The organism is Kineococcus auxinigenes, assembly GCF_050871525.1.
In the GTDB taxonomy this organism is placed as follows: Bacteria; Actinomycetota; Actinomycetes; order Actinomycetales; family Kineococcaceae; genus Kineococcus.
On sequence record NZ_JBKBCT010000071.1, the window covers coordinates 1 to 19623 of the forward strand.

Here is a 19623-nt window from a genome sequence, read left to right on the forward strand (position 1 = left end):
GTGGTGATCTTGCACGGTTGAGCCCTCAATCGTGCAAGATCACCGCGGGAGGGAACGTCACGACATCGTCAAGACCGTGAAGTCGAAGGCCGCCCAGGTGTACTCGATCGAGACCGCCCCTCACCCGTGGAGCCGGTTGAGCCCTCACCCTGACGGGCGCTGCGGCAGCGCGCTCCACGGGCCGATGACACACCGCGGGGACGTTCACCGGTGCGGCCGGTGCCCCGCGCGGTGGACGGGCCGGCAGGCACCGCCCGGTGAGGTGGTGGGGTTCATGGCGGCTGGAGCAGACCGGCTGCGCGCGCGGTGGTGGTCGCGACCCGCGCAGCTCGTGGAGCAGACGCGGTGGTTGTTCTTCCTGCTCGCGCTGCTGTCGGCGGCGCTGACGTTCCCGGCCTTCACGCGCCAGGCCGAGCCGGTCGCCGCGCTGCTGGCCGCGGCGGTCACCGGCCTCCTGGCGCTCGTGTGGGCGCACCGCTACGTCACCCGCCGCGCCGCGCCCACCACCGACCTGGCCGAGGCGCTCCTCGTCGGCGCGATCGTCGCCCTGACCGCACCGCCCACGATGGTCCTCGGCGTCGCCTTCCCCGGGCTGTGGTTCCGCGCCGTCTACGGCAGCACCCGGCGGGCGGTGCTGCACTGCACGCTGCTGGTCGCCGGCATGGTCGGCGGCCTGGCGCTGTGGGGTGCCGTCCCCGGCCACGACGGACCCAGCAGGGGCGTGGAACTGCTCGGGTGCGTGCCGCTGATGTACGCGACGATGGGCGGTGCCCGGCACCTCTCGAACGCCCTGTTCGCCCGCGAGCAGGCGCAACGGCGCGACGCGGCCCTGGCGGAGTTCGGCCGGAGCATGCTCGGCACCCTCGACCGCGAGGAGGTCATCGCCGCAGCCACCCGCACCGCGGAGGCCGTGTGCGCGGCGACCCCCGGGCTGGTCAGCGTCCTCGTCGTCGACGCACCCGACGGCGCCCACGTCCTGCACTCCGCCGGCGCCTGGCGCGGGCCCCTCCCACCCGTGCTGACCGGGGTGCGGTTCCCCACCGGCCCGTCCGGCGGGGAACCGCGACCGCTGGGCGCCACCCACCTGGACGCCCTCGCGACCGGCGCCTGCCGGTGGGTCGCGATCCCGCACCCCGGGCTCGCGGGCGGCTGGGTGCTGGCCGGCGCCCCCGACCGCGTCGCCGCGGAGGGCGTCTCCGCGCTGCGCTCGATCCTGAACCAGTCGTCCCTGGCGCTGCGCAACAGCGAGGCCCACCGCGCCCTGGCCGAGCAGGCCCGCACCGACGCCCTCACCGGACTGGCGAACCGCGCCGCCTTCACCGGGGCCCTGAAGCGCGCCGCCGCCGACCCGGGGGCCCGCTTCAGCGTCGCGTTCGTGGACCTGGACGACTTCAAGGTCGTCAACGACGTCCACGGCCACGCCGCCGGTGACGAGCTGCTGCGCCGGGTGGCGCACCGCCTGCGCCTGGCCGTGCGGGCGGGGGACCTGTGCGCGCGCCTGGGCGGCGACGAGTTCGCCGTGCTGGTGCGCGACCTGCCCGACCCCGACGTGAGCGACCTGGCCGGGCGGCTGGTGGAGGCGCTGTGCGAGCCGGTGCAGGTGCCGGGCGGGTCGGTGCGGGTGGGCGCCAGCGTCGGGGTGGCGCACCACCGGCCCGGGGAGGACGCCGAGCAGGTGGTGCAGCACGCCGACGTCGCGATGTACGCGGCCAAGGCCGCCGGCAAGAACCGGGTGCGCGTCTTCACCCCCTGACCCCGCCCCGCCCCGCCCCGCCGTGATCTTGCAGAGTTGAGAGCTCAACAGTGCAAGATCACGGCGGGCTGGGGGCGGGGTCAAGGCTGCGGCGGCCCGTCCTGCTGCGCGGACTCCGGCTGCTGCGCCCACCACGCCAGCAGCTCCTCGCGGGCCGTCTCCTCGCCCAGCGGGCCGCGCTCCATCCGCAGCCCCAGCAGGTGCTGGTACGCCCGGCCCACCGTGCGCGAGGGCCCGATCCCCAGCACCTCCATGATCGCCGTGCCGTCCAGGTCGGGGCGGATGGAGTCCAGCTCCTCCTGCTCGCGCAACCGCGCGATGCGCGCCTCCAGGTCGTCGTACGCGGCGGCCAGCCGGTTCGCCTTGCGCTGGTTGCGGGTCGTGCAGTCGCTGCGGGTCAGCTTGTGCAGGCGCGGCAGCAGCGGCCCGGCGTCGGTGACGTAGCGGCGCACCGCCGAGTCCGTCCACTCCCCGTCGCCGTAGCCGTGGAAGCGCAGGTGCAGCTCCGTCAGCCGCGCCGCCGCCTTCACCGTGTCGTTGTCGAAGCGCAGCGCCTTCAGCCGCTTGGCGACCATCTTCGCGCCCACCACCTCGTGGTGGTGGAAGCTCACGCCACCGCCCTCCTCGAAGCGGCGCGTGCGGGGCTTGCCGACGTCGTGCAGCAGCGCTGACAGGCGCAGCAGCAGGTCCGGGCCCGGCACCTCCCCGTCCGGGCCGTCCTCGCGGTCGATCGCCTGCTGCAGCACCGTCAGCGAGTGCTCGTACACGTCCTTGTGGCGGTGGTGCTCGTCGATCTCCAGCTTCAGCGCCGGCAGCTCCGGCAGCACGTGCTCGGCCAGGCCCGTGTCCACCAGCAGCCGCAGCCCCGCCACCGGGTCCACCGCCAGCAGCAGCTTCTCCAGCTCCGTGCGCACCCGCTCCGCCGACACGATGGTGATCCGCCCGGCCATCTCCGTCATCGCCGCCAGCACGTCCGGCGCCACCCGCAGGCGCAGCTGCGCCGCGAAGCGCGCCGCCCGCATCATCCGCAGCGGGTCGTCGGAGAAGGACTGCTCGGCCGTCACCGGGGTGCGCAGCACGCCCGCCGCCAGGTCCGTCAGCCCGTCGTGCGGGTCCGCGAAGTCCAGCGACGGCAGCCGCAGCGCCATCGCGTTGACCGTGAAGTCGCGCCGCGACAGGTCGCCCACCAGGTCGTCGCCGTACGAGACCTCCGGCTTGCGGGAGTCCGCCTCGTAGCTCTCCGAGCGGTACGTCGTCACCTCCACCACGACGTCCACCCCGCCGGAGCGCTTGCGCGCGCCGATCGTGCCGAACTCGCGGCCCACCTCCCAGAACGCGTCGCCCCAGCGCTTGAGGATCGCCACCGTGTCGTCCGGGCGCGCGTCCGTGGTGAAGTCCAGGTCCGCCGAGCGCCGGCCCAGGAACGCGTCGCGCACCGGACCGCCCACCAGGGACAGCTCGTGACCGGCCTGCTCGAAGCGCCGGCCCAGGTCCACCAGCACCGGCATCACCGGCTCCAGCGCCCGCACCGCGCGCCCGCGCGCCTCGTCCAGCGCGCGCTCCAGCGCCTCGTCCGGTCCGTCGTGTCCCTCGGGGTGCAGCACGGGGTCCAAGGGTGCCAGAGGTGCACCACCTCCCTGGCTACAGTGAGCCGATGGTCAGACCTGCCCGGGAGCCGCGCCGCCGGCTGCCCACCGTGCAGGAGACCTCCTCCGGCGGGCTCGTCGTCGACGTCAGCACCGGCGAGCCGCGCGCCGCGGTCATCTGCCGCCTCAACCGGGCCGGGCGCCTGGAGTGGTGCCTGCCCAAGGGCCACCCCGAGGGCACCGAGACCCTCGAGGAGACCGCGGTGCGCGAGATCGAGGAGGAGACCGGCATCCGCGGCGCCGTCGTGGAACCCCTCGGCAGCATCGACTACTGGTTCTCCGCCGACGGGCGGCGCATCCACAAGGTCGTGCACCTGTTCCTGCTCAAGGCCGTCGGTGGGCACCTCACCGTCGAGAACGACCCCGACGCCGAGGCCGTCGACGTGGCGTGGGTGCCGTTCCGCGAGCTCGACGCGCGCCTGGCCTTCCCCAACGAGCGCCGCGCCGTGGAGGCGGCGGTGCTGCGGCTCGGCGAACTGGCGTGACCCCCACCGCCCACCCGCGCCGCCGCGACGTGCTCACCGGGCTCGCCGGTGCCGCGGCGCTCGCCGGAGCCGCCCCGGCGCGCGCGGCCACGACCTCGCCCACCGCCACCGCCGAGGACGACGCCCTGCCGGTGCGGGTCGCCGTGCTCGACGTCACCCCCACCACGTACGCCGCCGACGACCCCGCCCGCTCCCTCGTCACGGTGCGCGCCCGCGTCGTCAACGACGGCGAGCAGGCGCTGGAGGGGCTGCGGGCGCAGCTGGTCGCGCAGCGCTCCCCCGTGGTGGCGCGCTACTCCCTGGACCGCTGGGAGAGCGCCGGCGCCGACGCCTCCCTGGGCCGCACCACCGTCGCCTCCGAGCCCGTCGACGTCGCCGCCGGGCCGCTGGCCCCCGGTGGGCGGGCCGAGGTCGTCCTCACCCTGCCGGCCGCGGAGCTGGGCACCGGGCAGGGCGCGCACCCGGCCGCCGTGGAGGTGCTGGACGCCTCCGGCGAGCGCGCCGGGCTGGTGCGCACCTTCCTGGTCTCCACCGTGCCCGAGGGGGTCCGCACGACCCTGCTGACGCTGCTGCTGCCCCTGGTGGCGGGCCGGACCCGTGAGGCCGCCGGCCTGGCCGGGGAGGTCGAGGGGCGGCTGGGGCGGTTGCTGGAGGCCTCCGGCGACTCCCGCACCTCCTGGGCGGTGGACCCCGCCGTCCTCGCCACCGTCCTGCCCGCCGTCGCCGCGACCGGCGAGGAGGGTGCCGAGCAGCCCGCCGACCCGCTCCCCGACCTCTCCGCGGCCCCGTCCGAGGACGCGGCCGCCGCCGGGACGACGGCCGCGTCCCTGCCCGCCGGCACCGACGACCCCGCCGCGGTGGTCGCGACCCTGACCGCCTGGCGCGAGCGGCTCACCGCCGCCGCGCAGGGACGCTGCCTGATCGCCCTGCCGCACGGCGACCCGGACCTGGCCTCGCTGAGCGCCGCACCCGCCGGCGCCGAGCTGCTGACGACCGCGCAGGCCGCCGGCGCCGACGTGGCCGTGGCCCTGAGCGGTGCGGCGACCGTCCTGACGGGTGTGGCGTGGCCCGCCGACGAGACCGCCGACGCCGAGGCGCTGTCCCTGGCCGCGCGGGCGGGAGCCACCGCCGTCGTCCTGGACGACGAGACCCTCACCACCGGCGACGACCTCACCTACACCCCCACCGGGCGGGCGGTGGTCGACACCGGCGACGGGGGCGCCGGCCTGGCCGTGCTCGTCGCCGACAGCGCCCTGTCCGCCCTGCTGGCGCGCACCGCCGGCGCAGCCGCCGAGGACGCCGAGGAGGGGACGGACGAGGCGTGGAGCCCCGCGGCCCTCGTGCAGCGGGTCCTCGCCGAGGTCGCCACGATCACGCTGCAGCGGCCCAGCGACCCGCGCAGCCTCCTCGTCACCGCCCCCCGCACCCTGGACCCGCGCCCGGCCGCCGTGCAGCGCCTCGTCACCGCGGTGGAGACCTCCGGGTGGGCGTCCTGGCAACCGCTGACGGACCTGCTGGCCACCCCGGTGCCGGACGTGGAGCGCAGCGAGCTGCCCGTGCCGGCGACGACGTCGCGGCGGGCGGTCCTGCCGGTGGTGCACGTCGCCGCCGTGGACGCCGCACTGGCCACGCTCGCGGAGCTGAGCAGCGCCCTGGAGGGCGCGGCCCCCGCCGCCGGTGCCGCGCAGCGCTCGGCGCTGATGCTGCTGGCGACGTCCTGGCGGGGTCACCTGCCGGAGCTGCGCGAGAGCCGCCGGGAGCTGCAGGACGACGTCGCCGCGCTCCTGAGCGCGGTGCACGTGCTGCCCGGCAGCGTCCTCAACCTCGCCGCCACCCGCACCGAGCTGCCCGTCACCGTGGTCAACGAGCTGTCCGCGCCGGTGCGGGTGGAGCTGGTGCTGCGCCCGCGCAGCCCCCGGGTGCAGCTGACGCAGGTGCCCGTGCAGACGGTGCCGGCGCGCGGTCAGCTCCGGGTGGGCGTACCGGTGCGGGCGCTGGCCAACGGCAGCGTCGTGGTGGAGGCGCAGCTGCGCACGCCCGACGGGCTGCTGCTGGGTGAGCCCGTGGAGCTGGACGTGAACGTGCGCGCCGACCTGGAGGGCTGGCTGACCGGCCTCGTCGGCGGCGGCGCGGCGGCGCTGCTGGCCACCGGCCTGGTGCGGGCGGTGCGGCGCGGGCGGCGCCGGGTGGATGCCGCCCCGCACGCCGACGTGGACGACGTCGGGCACGACGGGGGCGGTGCCGCCGGGCAGCGGGACGGGCAGCGCCCCTCAGCGCCGACCGGGCAGGGGTAGCCGGCGCAGCAGCGGGGCGACCAGGTCGCTCAGCTCGCGCACCCGCATCACCCGGCACAGCGCGACGAACACCCCCAGCAGGACCAGCCCGCCCACCACGACCACCACCACGGCGACGGCGCGGGAGTCGCCCAGCCGGGCCAGCAGCACCGCGAGCGCGTACGCGGCACCGCCGGAGAGCGCGCCGACGATCAGCGCCCGCACGAGGGTGCGCAGCACGCGGTGGCCGTCGATGCCGCGGCCGTCCAGGGAGCGCAGCCGGCGGCGCAGCAGCACCAGTCCCAGCACCGCGCCGACGACGTTGGACAGGCTCATCGCCAGCGCGATCCCCAAGACCGTCCACCGCGGTGGCAGCAGCAGCCAGCAGGCGAGGTCCCCGGCGGCCATGACGGCCGCGACGACGGCGGAGACGGTGAACGGGGTGCGGGCGTCCTCGTAGGCGTAGAACACGCGCTGCACCAGGTACGTGGTGCTGAACGGCACGAGCCCGAGGGCCATCGCGGCGGCCACCCGGCCGACGAAGAAGCCGTCCTCGCCGAACAGGGCGACGCCGACCCACGGGCCCAGCGCGACGAGCGCGGCGGTGGCGAGCACCCCGGCGACCAGGACGGTGCGCGCGCCGGAGGAGAAGTCGCGCCGCACGGCCGCGGTGTCGCCGCTCGCGGCGGAGGAGCTGATCCGGGTGAACAGCGCCGTGACCAGCGAGACCGCCACCAGGGAGTGCGGCAGCATGAACAGCAGGTAGGCGGGCGTGTAGGTGGCGTTGGTGGCGCCCTCCAGGTCGTTCACCGTCAGGTACTCGCCGGCGGCCGTCGCGATCTGCGTGGTGAGCACGAACACCAGCTGGCCCACCACGACGCCCGCGAACGTCCAGCCGGCGACGCGGCCGGCGGTGCCCAGGCCGGAGCCCCGCACGCCCCAGCGCGGCCGGTAGCGGAAGCCGGAGCGGTGCAGCGGCCACAGCAGCACCAGCGCCTGCGCGACGATGCCGAGGGTGGCGCCACCGGCGAGCACGGCGATGGAGACGGCGTCGAACTCCCCGGCCGCCCACTCCTTCGCGTCCGGGGCGACGAGCGCGAACACGAGCAGCGAGGCGATCGCGACGACGTTGTTGACCACCGGCGCCCACATGTACGGCCCGAAGCTGCCCTTGGCGTTGAGCACCTGCCCCAGCACCGTGTACAGGCCGTAGAAGAAGACCTGCGGCAGGCACCAGAACGCCATGAGCGTGGCCAGCGCCGTCCACTCCGGCGACCACGACAGCGCGTACGCGCGCACCACGAGCGGCGCGGCCAGCGTCAGCAGCACCGTGGCGCCCGCCATGACGGCCAGGGCCAGCGTGACGAGCCGGTTGACGTAGTCCTCGCCGCCGTCGGGGCGCTTCAGCGCCCGCACGATCTGCGGCACCAGCACCGCGTTGAGCACGCCCCCGGCCAGCAGCATGTAGAAGACGTTGGGCGCCTTGTTCGCCACGTCGAACGTCTGCGCGCCGACCTGCGTGCTCACGCCCAGGACCGCGCCCTGCACCGCCGTGCGCACGAACCCCAGCAGCCGCGAGACCAGCGTCCCGGACGCCATGAGGGCGCTGGAACGGGCCAGCGACGCGTCCTGCGCCGGGGGGTCGGAGGGGGCGGCGGGCGCCGGGCGGCGTGTCGTGCTCACGCCCCGATGGTCGCCGATGCGCGGGCCGACCGGGCACGCACCACCCGTCCGGGCGGTCCAGCCCGCCCTCCGCGGAGCCGATGCACCCGGTGTGCGAGGTGCGTGGGGCGGGGACGGGCGGGTGCGCCGGGGCGCCGCGGTGCTGCTGGGTGCGGCGCTGCTGCTGCCGTGCGCCCCGCTGACCGCGGCCGCCGAACCGTCCGCCCCCTCCCCCACCGCCACCGCCACCGCCACCGCCACGAGCACCGTCACGAGCAGCGCCACGAGCAGCGCCGTGCTGCGCGAGCGGGCCGCCCGGCTGCGCGAGCGGGTGGCGGCGCTGCGGCTGGACGCGTCCGTGGCCACCGAGGAGTACGGCACCGCCGTGGAGGAGGTGCGCGCGGCCGTCCACGACGAGGTGGTCGCGCAGAGCGCCCTGGACCGCGCCACCGGCACCCGCAGCAGCACCGCCGCGGACGCCGTCCGGCGGGTGCGCTCGCTGTACGTCGACGGCGGCGCCGGGCAGCTGGGCCTGGCCCGGCGGGTCTCCGGCGCGCTGGCCACCGGCTCCCTCGACGGCCTGCACGTCGCGGCCGTCGCCGACCGCGCCGCGCGCGCCGCCCGCTCCGCCGACGTCACCGCCGTCGCCGGGGCGGACGCCGCCGGGACCGCCGCCGCCGAGGCCGCCGACCGCCTGGAGCGGGTGCGCGCCGCCAAGAGCACCGCGCAGACCGCCGCCGCCGCGGCCCGCGACCGCGTGCAGGCCGCGCTCGCCGAGCAGGAGCGCCTCCTCGCCGACGCCGACGCGGCCGTCGTCAGCACCGTGGCCGCCGAGGAGGAGCGGGCCCGCGCGGCGGCGCTGGCCACCGCGGCGGCCACCGCCGCGCGCGCCGGCGTCGCCGACGCCGGCACCGCGGGCGCCACCACGGCGCGCACGAGCACCCGGGTCGCCGACGCCGTCACCACCGGGGCCACCACCGGCGACGCGGCGCAGGACGCCACCACCGCCGCCCGCACCCGCCTGGGCCTGCCCTACGTGTGGGGCGCCACCGGCCCCGGCAGCTTCGACTGCTCCGGCCTGACGCAGTGGGCCTACCGGCAGGCCGGCACCGCGATCCCCCGCACCTCGCGCCAGCAGTACGCCGCGCTGCCGAAGGTGCCGCTGGACGCGCTGCTGCCCGGCGACCTCGTCTTCTACGCCAGCGGCGCCTCCCCCTCGAGCATCCACCACGTCGCCCTGTACCTGGGCGGCGGCCGGGTGCTGCACGCCCCGCACACCGGCGACGTCGTGCGCGAGGCAGGCGTCGCCATGCCGGGCCTCTACGGCGCGGTCCGCCCGACGGCGGGCTGAGCCGCCCTAGCATGGGTCCTGGCCCGCACTCGCGGGCCCGCCGGCGCACGCGTGGTGCGCCCAGGACCCGGGGGGAACACTGGACGGCGTCGGCCGCAGCAGCATCGCGGACCGGTACGTGCTGCACCGCGAGCTGCCCGCCACCTCGCCCAGCACCGACCACCTCGGTTGGGACACCACGCTGGACCGGTGGGTGCGGGTGCGCACCCTGGACGCCGGCGACCCGCGCGCCGCGGAGTTCCTCGACGCCGGCCGCCGCGCCGCGACCCTCGCCGACCCGCACCTCCCGCGCGTCCTGGACGCCGGCACCGACCTGCACGAGGCGGCCTCGGGGGAACGGCGGGCCCTGGCGTTCGTGGTGGAGGAAGCCGTCCAGGGCTGGACGATGGGCGACCTGCTGCGCGAGGGCACGCTGAGCCCGGCCGCCGTGCGCGGGCTCGTGGGGGAGGCCGCGTCCGCGCTGGACACCGCCGCCCGCCGCGGCCTGCACCACACCCGCCTGACGCCGGAGTCCGTGGTCCTGGGCCCCGACGCGGTGGTGCGGGTGCTCGGCGTGGGCGTGGAGGCCGCGCTGGAGGAGGACCCGCCGGCGGTGTCCCCCAGCCGTGCGGCGGCGCTGGCCAACCGCGCCGACGCCGTCGGCCTCGTCGCGCTCGTGCACGCCGGCCTGACCGGGACCTGGCCGGTGGTGGAGGAGCTGCCCGCGGCTCCCGGGCTGCCGCCGGCGCCCGCCGTCGACGGTGCCCCGGTGCCGCCGAAGGAGCTGCGGCCGGACGCCCCCAACGACCTGGACACCCTGTGCGCGGTGACGTTCGGCCCGCACCAGGACGGCCCGCGCGAGCCGGCGGAGCTGGCCCTGCAGCTGGCGCCGTGGTCGCTGGACGACCTGGACGGCGCCCTGCGCCGGATGCGCGGCGAGCTGGCGGAGGCGGAGTTCCGCGGCCGGCTGCTCAACCGCGACGAGGTGGTGCCCGACGAGGAGCCGCCGGTGCCGTTCACGCGGCCGCGCTCCACGGCGCGCCCGCAGCGGGAGGACTCCCGCCTGGTGATCGCGCTGGTGGCCGGGGTGGTGCTGGCCGGTCTCGTCGTGGCGCTGTGGCAGCTGCGCGGGCTGAGCCCGGACGGCGACGAGCCCGCGACGACCGCCGTGGCCACCTCCACCGCCACCCCTCCCCCCGCCGCGACGAGCGCCCCCGCTCCCGCCCCGCCTGCGCCGCCGGCGACTCCCGCACCGCTGCCGGTGGCGTCGGTCACCGCGGTGGACCCCCTCGGCGACGGCGAGGAGGGCACCGCCCCCGAGCGGGTCACCGACGGCGACCCGGCCACCGCCTGGGACAGCGAGCGCTACGACACCGCGGACTTCGGCGGCCTCAAGGACGGCGTGGGGCTGCTGCTGGACCTCGGCGCCGAGGTGGACGTCACGTCCGTGCAGCTCACCGCCGGCGGCGAGGGCGGCACCGTGGAGCTGCGCACCACCCCGGGCGGGGAGGACCCCCTGGCGGGTTCCACGGTCGTGGCGCAGGCCCCCGTCGGCGGCGCGCAGACCCTCGCCCCGCCGGAGCCGGTGCGCGCCGGGCAGCTGCTGCTGTGGTTCACGCAGGCGCCCACCACCGACGGGGAGTTCCGGGTCTCCGTCGGCGACGTGCAGGTGCTGGGGACGCCCGCGGCGCCGTGAGCGAGGCACCGCGCGACCCGCGCACGGACGCCGAGCTGATCGCCGCCCACGTCGCCGGCGACCCCGACGCGTTCGGGGAGGTCGTGCGCCGCCACCGCGACCGGCTGTGGGCGGTGGCGCTGCGCACCACGGGCGACCGCGAGGAGGCCGCCGACGCCGTGCAGGACGCCCTGGTGTCCGCGCTGCGGGGCGCCGGCCGCTTCCGCGGCGACTCCGCGGTCACCACGTGGCTGCACCGCATCGTCGTCAACGCCTGCCTGGACCGCGCCCGCCGCCGCGCCGCCCGCCCCGCCCGGCCGCTGGAGGAGGAGACCGGCCCGGACGGCGGCTCCGCCCGCACCGGCGCCGCCCTCGCCGTGTCCGCGGACGGCACCGGCGCCGTGGAGGCGCGCCTGGACGTGACGCGGGCCCTGGCCCGGCTGCCGGAGGCGCAGCGCACCGCGCTGGTCCTGGTCGACATGTACGACGTGCCGGTGGCCGAGGCCGCGCAGGTCCTCGACGTCGCCGTCGGCACGGTGAAGTCGCGCTGCTCGCGCGGGCGCACCGCGCTGGCGGCGCTGCTGCGCGGCGCGGCGCCGGGCGGGAACCCGTGAGGGCCGCCGCGCGTCACAGCGGGGGCCCGGTCCACGGGCCGGTGGGGGAACGTCCGGGAGGTGCGGGGTGACGGGGTCCGGGGACCCGGTGGGCGGCGAGCCGCTGCCGCCGGAGGAGGCGCGCGTGCGCGAGCTGCTGCGCGCCGCGGCGGGCACCGCCGGCCCGATACCCGCCGACGTGGTCGCCCGCGTCGACGCAGCGCTGGCCCGCGCCCGCGACGAGCAGGACGCGCACGCCCCGGGCGCCCGGGTCGCCTCGCTGGACGGGCACCGCCGCTCGCGCGGGCTGCGCTGGCGCCGCGCCCTCGCGGCGGGCGCCGCCGCCGGGGTGGTCGCCGTCGGGGTCGGCGTGGCGGCGCAGCTGGACACGGGCACCGGTGAGAGCGCCAGCACGTCCGCGGGCGGTGCCGCCGACACCGGCAGCGCCGCCGCGGAGGCCGCGGGCACGGGGGCCACCGTGCCCGTGCTGCGCAGCGGCACCGACTACGCCGCCGACGCGGCCGTCGCCGCCGCGGGCGCGTCCCTGCTGGCGGCACCGGCCGACGGCGGCACGGGCACCGGCCCCACCGACGGGTCCGGGGCCGGGCAGCCGGCTCCCGACGCGCTGCCCGGCGTCGACGCCGAGCGCGACCTCAAGGCGTCGGCGGTGCCGCTGACCGGCACCCCGGACGAGGCGCAGCGCCCCGCCGCCGAGCAGGCCCTGGCGTGCGCGCGGGCCGCCGGGGTGGACGCCGCCTCGGTCGCCGCCGTGCAGATCGCCGCGTGGCGCTCGGAACCCGCCGCCCTCGTGGTGGAGCGGCCCGCGGCGGGCGAGGCCGGGCAGGTCCTCGTGGTCGCCCTCGACTGCACGCCCGGTGACGAACCCCTGAACCGCGTGGAGCTGCCCGCGCAGCCCGCCGGGGACACGCCCTGAGCCCCCGGGGAGGGGGACGCGCGGGGGAACAGCCCCGCCCTACGATCGGTTGAGGCCAGCACGCGACCGGCGTCCCGGTCGCGCCCCGGATCGAAGGAAGCAGGTTCCCCCGTGAGCCCCTCGGTGGACGTCGTCCGCAACGTCATCGTCATCGGTTCCGGTCCGGCCGGGTACACCGCGGCCCTGTACGCGGCGCGCGCCGAGCTGGCGCCCCTGGTCTTCGAGGGTTCCGTCACCGCCGGTGGCGCGCTGATGAACACCACCGAGGTCGACAACTTCCCCGGCTTCCCCGAGGGGGTCATGGGGCCGGACCTCATGGACAACATGCGCGCCCAGGCGGAGCGCTTCGGCGCGGAGCTGGTCACCGACGACGTGGTGGACGTGCGCCTGTCCGGCGAGGTCAAGGAGGTCGTCACCGGTGGTGGGCAGACGTTCCGAGCCCACGCCGTGGTCCTCGCCCTGGGCTCGGCGTACCGCGAGCTCGGCCTGCCCGACGAGAAGCGCCTGTCCGGGCGCGGCGTCAGCTGGTGCGCCACCTGCGACGGCTTCTTCTTCCGCGACCAGGACATCGTGGTCGTCGGCGGCGGGGACTCCGCCGTGGAGGAGGCCACCTTCCTGACCCGCTTCGCCCGCAGCGTGACGATCGTGCACCGCCGCGACGAGCTGCGCGCCTCGAAGATCATGGCCCGCCGCGCCCACGAGGACCCCAAGATCCGCTTCGCGTGGAACTCCGAGGTCGCCGCGATCCACGGCGAGGACAAGGTCAGCGGCCTGACGCTGCGCGACACCGTCACCGGTGCCGAGCGCGAACTGGCGGCCACCGGCCTGTTCATCGCCATCGGCCACGAGCCGCGCACCGCGCTCGTCAAGGGCCAGGTCGACCTCGACGAGAACGGCTTCGTGCTCGTCGAGGGCCGCAGCACCCGGACGAACGTGCCGGGCGTGTTCGCCGCCGGCGACGTCGTGGACCACACCTACATGCAGGCCATCACCGCCGCTGGCATGGGCTGCTCCGCCGCCCTGGACGCCGAGCGGTACCTCGCGGCCCGCGGCGACGTCGAGCAGCACGTCGACCCGCCCCGCGAGGAGACCGAGGTGCCGGTCGCGGCGTCCGCCGGCACCGTCGAGCGCCCGCAGCCGCGCGTGCGCTGACCCCCACCCCTGCGAGAACGAGGAGGCTCCCCGTGAGCGCCACCACCGCCGTCACCGACGACACCTTCGAGGCCGAGGTCCTGAACTCCGACAAGCCCGTGCTGGTGGACTTCTGGGCGCCGTGGTGCGGCCCGTGCCGCCGGGTCGCCCCGGTGCTGGAGGAGATCGCCGCCGAGCACGGCGACAAGATCACCATCGTGAAGCTCAACACCGACGAGAACCCCCGCACCGCCGCGAAGTACGGCGTGACGTCCATCCCGCTGATGAACGTCTACTCCGGCGGCGAGGTCGTCAAGAGCATCCTCGGCGCCCGCCCGAAGCCGGACATCCTCGCCGAGCTGTCCGACGTCATCGGCTGACGTCCCCCGCTCCCCCACCGGGCCCCGGTACCGCATCGCGGTGCCGGGGCCCGGTGCGTGCGGCGACCGTGCGGGTGGGTGGTGCCGGTGTCAACGGCGGGGTGCGTCCTCCCCGTGCCCGTGGGTGGGCGAGAGGTCCTGCGGCTCGACGAGGCCGGGGTTCAAGCTGGCGATCTCCTGCTCCTTGCCGCTGGCCCACTGGGCGATGAGCAGGGTGGCGTCGTCCTGCAGGAGGCCGTTCTGGTGCTCCAGGACGTCGTGGACGATGCGGCGCACCGTCTCCGGGGTGGGCTGACCCGCAGCCGCTGCCCGCTCCAAGTGGTCGATCAGCCCCTCGAGGCCGAAGAAGGTGCCGTCGGGGCTGCGGGCCTCGGTGATGCCGTCGGTGCAGAAGACGACCCAGTCCTCGGGCTCCAGCCACTCCTCGCCGACGGTGACCTCACCCTCGCCCAGGCCGAACATGATCCGGTGCCCGCCGGTCAGCTCCTTGACGACCTTGCCGGCCCGCATGAGCAGTGGGGCTGAGTGCCCGGCGTTGAGGTAGCGCAGTCGCCCCGTGCGCAGGTCCAGCTCGCTGAGCACTCCCGTGACGAAGCGCTCGACGCCGCCTTGGACGGCGATGTGCTCGTCCAGGGTGCGGGCGCACTCGTGCAGACCCTGCTCGGCGCGGCGGCTGGTGCGGTAGGCCGCCAGCGCCACCGCGGCCAGCAAGGTCCCGGGCAGGTCGTGGCCGGTGGCGTCGAAGACGGCCAGGTGCGCGACCTCGTCCAGGACGCTGTAGTCGAAGGCGTCGGCGGCCACCTCGTAGCAGGGCTCCAGCAGCCCGGAGACCACCAGGCCCTCGCAGCCGAAGGTCAGCGGTGGCAGCAGTCGCCACAGCAGTTCCGAGGCCACCGAGCGCGGGCGCTGGTCACGCAGGCGCGTCAGGCCCTCGCCGTAGGGGGCCTTGGCCACCACCAGGTGACCGGCCAGGTGGGCGAACAGCTCGCACCGCTCGGCGAAGACCTCCGTGTCCATGTCGGTGCCCTCGGGCACCGTGAGCTCCAGGACGCCGAGGCGGTCCACCCCGTCCAGCAGGGGGAGCCAGATCCCCGGCTGCCCGGAGGTGGAGCGCACCGGCTCCACCGCGCGGAAGCACCGGCCGGCCAGGGTGGTCTCGACCGCCTGCGGCACCCGGTGGGGCGCACCGGCCACCGGTGCGGGCACCAGCTGGCGCTGCTCGTGGTCGACGAGGTGGATCACCGCGCCCCAGCCCAGCTCGCCCACCGCCTGCTGCACCGCGTCGGGCACCTGGCCGGGGGTGGCCAGGTGGGTGCGGTCCAGGAGCACACGCAGCACGGCCAGCGTCCGCGAGTCCTCGTTCGGTGCCATGGTCAGCGACGGTATGCCACCGCGGCCCGGAACGGGTTCTGACGGTTTCGCCCGCGAGGCCCGGTGGCAGCGTCCCCGGCACGGTGCTGCCGCGGCACCGCGCCCCTTCCCGCTCAGCCGTGCGCGACCCCGCTGAGCACCGGCACCCGCACGCTGCCCAGCAGCCGCTCCAGCGCCGCCTCGACGTCCTCGCGCCAGCTGATGGCGTTCTTCAGCTCCAGGCGCAGCCGCGGGTAGCGGTGGTGCGGGCGCACCACGGTGAAGCCCACCGACTCGAGCAGGTGCACGGGCAGCACGCACGGCTCGGACGTGTCGTGCGCGCAGTCCTCGTTGCCGTCGCCGCCCGGCACGAGGTGGGTGCCGCCGAACGCCTCCACGGCCTTGGCGCCGCGCTGGGTGAGGTCCTTGGCCGCGCCCTGCAGCAGCATGCGCGCCAGACCCTGCTTGCGGAACGCCGGATCGATCCAGCCCGTCGTCAGCAGCACCGCGTCCCCGCTCACCGGGGACGTCGCGAAACCCGCCTGCCGGGGCACGTAGGCCGGGGGCGCGTACATCACGAACCCGGCTGCCTGCTCGTCGACGTGCACGAGACGACCGCACGGGCCCCACTGCAGCAGGACCGAGGAGATCCACGCCTCCTTCTCGAAGTCCGGGTAGCCGGCCTCCGCGGCGCGCTGGGCCGCCACGGCGTCCAGCTCCCAGAACACGCACCGGCGCGCCGCCTTCGGCAGGTCGGCGACCGTGTCGAGCGTCAACGGCGCCATGCGGCGACCCACCGGGGCGACCCCCTCCGTCTTCCTGTGCGTCCTGGGCATCCTAGGTGGCGGCTCCGCCCGGCGCGACGAGCACGTCGCGCCGGGCGGGACCGGGCGAACGGGACGGGGTCGGCACCGCGCCTCCCCGCCCCTGCAGGGGCCTCAGGACGTCCTGGGGGCTCCCAGCAGCCGCAGGATGCGGTCCAGGTCCTCCAGGCCCGCGAAATCGACCGTGAGGCGCCCCCGCGTGCGTCCCGCGCTGATGCGGACGCGGGTGTCCAGCCGGTCGGCGAGCTGGGCGGCACGGGCTTCGAACTCCGGGCGCGGCTCGGCGGGGTTGCGCCGGCGCGGCGCGGCGTCGGCGTCGCCCACGGCGATGACCTCCTCCACGGCGCGCACGGACAGCCCCTCCGCGACGATGCGCTGGGCGAGGCGCTCCATGGCACCGCCGTCCTCCAGGGCCAGCAGCGCCCGGGCGTGCCCCGCGCTCAGCACGCCGGCGGCGACGCGCCGCTGCACGAGCGGGGGCAGCTTCATCAAGCGCAGCGTGTTGCTGATCTGGGGGCGGGAGCGCCCGATGCGGGAGGCCAGCTCTTCGTGGGTGCAGCCGAAGTCCTCCAGCAGCTGCTGGTAGGCCGCAGCCTCCTCCAGCGGGTTGAGCTGGCTGCGGTGCAGGTTCTCCAGCAGGGCGTCGCGCAGCAGGTCGTCGTCGGCGGTGTCGCGGACGATCGCCGGGATCGCGCTGAGCCCGGCTTCGGTGGCCGCCCGCCAGCGCCGCTCGCCCATGACGAGCTCGAAGCGCGGCGAGCCGTCGCCCGCGGCCTCGATCGGCCGCACCACGATCGGCTGGAGGACACCGATCTCGCTGATGGAGTGCACCAGCTCGGCCAGCTCGTCCTCGTCGAAGACGGTGCGGGGCTGGCGCGGGTTCGCCGTGATGGCACCGATCGGCACCTCGGCGAAGCGGGCCCCCGGCACGGGGAGCAGGCCGTCCAGGGAGTCCTCCCGGGGCGGGTCCTCCGTGCGCGAGCCCTCCGTCGAGTCGTCCGAGGTGCTGGCGGGTGCCGGGTCCGCCGGGTCGTCGACGGGCGGGTCCACCGGCGCCGCGGAGGGGTCCTGGTCCGGGCCGATCACCTCGTCCGGCGACGGGGCGTCGCCGGGCGCCGCCCCGTCGTCTCCAAGCGCCTTCCCGGCGCCGTCCACCGCCGTCTCCTGCTCGACAGGTGCGGCCGGCTCGACGGGCTCCTCGGCCGGACGCGGCAGCCGCGCGGTCGTCTGGTCGAAGAAGAGGTCCACCGGCCGCGCGCCGGGGCGCATCACCGGCGGCGGTGCTGCCGCCCCGCCCCGGGCCGCCGACGGTGCGGTCGCACCGTTGGGGATGAGCGCGCCCAGACCACGTCCGAGCCCGCGCCGCTTCTCGCTCACGCTCCACCCTCCTTCGACGCGACACCGCGCCGGCTACCCGTTCCGTCCGTCCACCGCGACCACGGGTCGCTCGCCGGCGGTGGCGCGACGACCGCGACACTCTGCTCCCCGCCCGGCGCACCGTCCAGCGTCTCGCCGCGGTGGGCGATCTCCCGGGCGGCTTCCAGGTACGCCAGCGCTCCGGAGGACGACGGGTCGTACGTCATGACCGTCTGGCCGTGGCTGGGCGCCTCCGAGATGCGCACCGAGCGCGGCACGAGGGCCCGCAGCACCTGCCCGCCGAAGTGCTGGCGCACCTCGTCCACGACCTGTGCCGCGAGCCGCGTGCGGCCGTCGTACATGGTGAGCAGGATCGTGGAGACCGTCAGATCCGGGTTCAGGTGTTCCTGGATCAGCTCGATGTTCGCCAGCAGCTGGCTCAGGCCCTCGAGCGCGTAGTACTCGCACTGGATGGGGATGAGCACCTCGGGTGCGGCCACGAACGCGTTGATGGTGAGCAGGCCCAGGCTGGGCGGGCAGTCGATGAGGACGAAGTCCACCCGACCCTCGCCGCTGCGCTCGAGCGTCTTGAGGTACTTGGTCAGCGCTCGCTGCAGACGGGATTCCCGCGCCACCATGGACACGAGCTCGATCTCCGCGCCGGCGAGGTCCACGGTCGCGGGCGCGCACCACAGGTCGGGGGCCTCGTCGCAGCGCTGGACCACCTCGGCCAGCGCCTTGCCCTCCACGAGGACCTCGTAGACGCCGGGCACTTCCGCGTGGTGCTCGATGCCCAGGGCCGTGGAGGCGTTGCCCTGCGGGTCGAGGTCGAGCACGAGCACCTTCAGGCCGGCGGCGGACAGGGCCGAGGCCAGGTTGACCGCCGTCGTCGTCTTGCCGACCCCGCCCTTCTGGTTCGCGATGGTGAGGATGCGCGTCTCCGCAGGGCGGGGAAACCGTTCCTGGAGGAGTGGGCGCACCGTTTCACGTGAAACGGGCGGGGAGGCGAGGGGGGCTGCGAAGTCGTCCGCCCCCTCCGGCGCGTCGAGCAGCACCCCCACCGGTTCGCCACCGTCCGTTTCACGTGAAACGTCACCGTCGAGGGCGATCGCTTCCTCAGCGAGCACCGAGGGGGCCGAGGCAACCGCGTCGGCCTCCTCAGGTGCGGCAGGAGGGATCTCGAGGACCGCTGGAGCCCCGGGCACCGGCGCTCCCTCCACTGCTTCCGGCGTGGTTTCACGTGGAACATCAGTGGTTTCACGTGGAACGTCGGGCGCGGACGCCTCGTCGTCACGTCCCAGCCAGCCGAGCCCTCGCGACGACGCCGATCGCAGCGTCCCGAACCATCCCAAGTGCGTCACGCCTTCTTCCTTCCAGGGGTTCGCGACGTCCGCTGACGCCGATTGCCGGGAGACGGGCGGGGCCCGGACTGCACTGGACGCCGACGCAACGGACCCCCGCCTCGCGCGACCCGGACGACCGTGGTGCCCTCGTCCCCGGCGGGCCCGCAGTGCACGACCTCCGGTGTGCTGTCGATGCCGAGCTCCGCCAGGACCGTGGAAGCGGCAGCGACCTCCTCCGCCGCACTGCGGCCCTTGATGGCCAGCAGGTACCCGCCCTGCCGGCACAGCGGGAGGGTCCAGCCGTAGAGGGTCGCCAGAGGGGCGACGGCCCGCGCCGTCACCACGTCGCCGGAGAACTCACCCGCGACGTCCTCCGCGCGCCCCCGAGCGACGGCGACACGATCACCGAGGGAGGTTCGGCTGATCGCTTCCCGCAGGAACGTGTAGCGGCGCTCCAGGGGTTCGATGAGCTGCACCTGCAGGTCGGGACGGGCCAGCGCGAGCGCGATGCCCGGCAGGCCCGCTCCCGAGCCGACGTCCACGACGGTCTTGCCCTCCTCGATGAGGTCGCCGAGGTACGCGCAGTTGAGCAGATGCCGGTCCCACAGGCGAGGAACCTCGCGCGGGCCGATGAGACCACGCTCCACCCCGGCTGTGGCGAGGAACTCGTAGTAGGCGGTCGCCGCGCTCAGCTGGTCGCCGAACACGTCCGCAGCGGTCGGGGGAACGACGGAGGGGGGGGGGGGGGGGGGGGGGGGGGGGCGCGCCCCCCCCCCCCCCCCCCCCCCCCGGCCAGCCGCCAGCGCCAGTCCTCCCCGCCGTCCTCCGCCAGGAACCACACGAACAGCGGCACGAGCAGCAGCCGCAGCACCGTCAGCGCGTTCGGCA

At 76.2% G+C, this 19623-nt stretch carries 16 protein-coding genes; 9 read left to right on the plus strand and 7 right to left on the minus strand.

The window, feature by feature from the left end; all coding sequences use genetic code 11:
* Positions 1-274 precede the first annotated feature (274 nt).
* Entirely contained in the window at positions 275-1753 is a 1479-nt protein-coding gene (locus ACRYR9_RS16205; protein ID WP_432509666.1) for a diguanylate cyclase domain-containing protein, read from the plus strand.
* A gap of 80 nt (positions 1754-1833) precedes the next feature.
* Here ACRYR9_RS16205 and ACRYR9_RS16210 read toward each other — a convergent pair whose 3' ends face one another.
* The gene (locus tag ACRYR9_RS16210) at positions 1834-3261 is read right to left on the minus strand and encodes a CCA tRNA nucleotidyltransferase (protein WP_432494910.1); all 1428 of its coding nucleotides are present in this window, start codon (positions 3259-3261) and stop codon (positions 1834-1836) included.
* A 146-nt stretch (positions 3262-3407) separates the two neighbouring features.
* Here ACRYR9_RS16210 and ACRYR9_RS16215 point away from each other — a divergent pair, with 146 nt between their 5' ends.
* Both ACRYR9_RS16215 and ACRYR9_RS16220 read left to right on the plus strand, forming a co-directional pair.
* Entirely contained in the window at positions 3408-3884 is a 477-nt protein-coding gene (locus ACRYR9_RS16215) for an NUDIX hydrolase (protein ID WP_432494840.1), read from the plus strand.
* Complete coding sequence (locus ACRYR9_RS16220) at positions 3881-6178, plus strand: DUF6049 family protein (RefSeq protein ID WP_432494842.1); 2298 nt, start codon at positions 3881-3883, stop codon at positions 6176-6178. The genes ACRYR9_RS16215 and ACRYR9_RS16220 overlap by 4 nt, the downstream gene beginning before the upstream one ends.
* Here the strand turns inward: ACRYR9_RS16220 and murJ are convergent.
* Positions 6155-7840: a murein biosynthesis integral membrane protein MurJ gene (murJ, locus tag ACRYR9_RS16225; RefSeq protein ID WP_432494844.1), complete on the minus strand. Its 1686-nt coding sequence runs from the start codon at positions 7838-7840 to the stop codon at positions 6155-6157. The two genes, ACRYR9_RS16220 and murJ, sit on opposite strands and share 24 nt — an antisense overlap.
* 91 nt (positions 7841-7931) lie before the next feature.
* Here murJ and ACRYR9_RS16230 point away from each other — a divergent pair, with 91 nt between their 5' ends.
* The 6 genes from ACRYR9_RS16230 (at position 7932) to trxA (ending at position 13862) form a co-directional block, all read left to right on the plus strand.
* Positions 7932-9170 carry a C40 family peptidase gene (locus ACRYR9_RS16230; protein ID WP_432494846.1) on the plus strand — a complete coding sequence of 413 codons (1239 nt, stop codon included), beginning with the start codon at positions 7932-7934 and terminating at the stop codon, positions 9168-9170.
* A gap of 118 nt (positions 9171-9288) precedes the next feature.
* Positions 9289-10845, plus strand: a complete 1557-nt coding sequence (locus ACRYR9_RS16235) for a protein kinase family protein (RefSeq protein WP_432494848.1) — start codon at positions 9289-9291, stop codon at positions 10843-10845.
* Positions 10842-11438, plus strand: coding sequence for an RNA polymerase sigma factor SigM (gene sigM, locus ACRYR9_RS16240; RefSeq protein ID WP_432494850.1), 597 nt, complete (start codon positions 10842-10844; stop codon positions 11436-11438). Before ACRYR9_RS16235 ends, sigM begins: the two co-directional genes overlap by 4 nt.
* 67 nt (positions 11439-11505) lie before the next feature.
* Entirely contained in the window at positions 11506-12351 is an 846-nt protein-coding gene (locus tag ACRYR9_RS16245; protein ID WP_432494852.1) for a hypothetical protein, read from the plus strand.
* Positions 12352-12462: 111 nt separating this feature from the next.
* The gene (trxB, locus tag ACRYR9_RS16250; protein ID WP_432494854.1) at positions 12463-13503 is read left to right on the plus strand and encodes a thioredoxin-disulfide reductase; all 1041 of its coding nucleotides are present in this window, start codon (positions 12463-12465) and stop codon (positions 13501-13503) included.
* 32 nt (positions 13504-13535) lie between these two features.
* A complete protein-coding gene (gene trxA, locus ACRYR9_RS16255; RefSeq protein WP_242129965.1) occupies positions 13536-13862 on the plus strand; it encodes a thioredoxin in 327 nt (108 codons plus the stop codon).
* Between the two features lie 90 nt (positions 13863-13952).
* On the opposite strand, the gene ACRYR9_RS16260 is transcribed toward trxA, so the two are convergent.
* The 5 genes from ACRYR9_RS16260 to rsmG form a co-directional block, all read right to left on the minus strand.
* The gene (locus ACRYR9_RS16260; protein WP_432494856.1) at positions 13953-15233 is read right to left on the minus strand and encodes a PP2C family protein-serine/threonine phosphatase; all 1281 of its coding nucleotides are present in this window, start codon (positions 15231-15233) and stop codon (positions 13953-13955) included.
* A gap of 113 nt (positions 15234-15346) precedes the next feature.
* The gene (locus ACRYR9_RS16265) at positions 15347-16009 is read right to left on the minus strand and encodes a GNAT family N-acetyltransferase (protein ID WP_432494858.1); all 663 of its coding nucleotides are present in this window, start codon (positions 16007-16009) and stop codon (positions 15347-15349) included.
* Between the two features lie 141 nt (positions 16010-16150).
* The gene (locus ACRYR9_RS16270; RefSeq protein ID WP_432494860.1) at positions 16151-17413 is read right to left on the minus strand and encodes a ParB/RepB/Spo0J family partition protein; all 1263 of its coding nucleotides are present in this window, start codon (positions 17411-17413) and stop codon (positions 16151-16153) included.
* Complete coding sequence (locus ACRYR9_RS16275; RefSeq protein ID WP_432494862.1) at positions 17410-18372, minus strand: ParA family protein; 963 nt, start codon at positions 18370-18372, stop codon at positions 17410-17412. The genes ACRYR9_RS16270 and ACRYR9_RS16275 overlap by 4 nt, the downstream gene beginning before the upstream one ends.
* Before the next feature lie 377 nt (positions 18373-18749).
* Positions 18750-19442 (minus strand): 16S rRNA (guanine(527)-N(7))-methyltransferase RsmG, encoded by a 693-nt coding sequence (gene rsmG, locus ACRYR9_RS16280; protein ID WP_432494864.1) that lies wholly within the window; start codon positions 19440-19442, stop codon positions 18750-18752.
* Between the last annotated feature and the right edge of the window lie 181 nt (positions 19443-19623).

Coding starts and splice junctions, on each gene's coding strand:
- ACRYR9_RS16205 (WP_432509666.1), top strand. CDS start 275: ATGGCGGCTGGAGCAGACCGGCTGCGCGCGCGGTGGTGGTCGCGACCC.
- ACRYR9_RS16210 (WP_432494910.1), bottom strand. CDS start 3,261: ATGCCGGTGCTGGTGGACCTGGGCCGGCGCTTCGAGCAGGCCGGTCAC.
- ACRYR9_RS16215 (WP_432494840.1), top strand. CDS start 3,408: ATGGTCAGACCTGCCCGGGAGCCGCGCCGCCGGCTGCCCACCGTGCAG.
- ACRYR9_RS16260 (WP_432494856.1), bottom strand. CDS start 15,233: ATGGCACCGAACGAGGACTCGCGGACGCTGGCCGTGCTGCGTGTGCTC.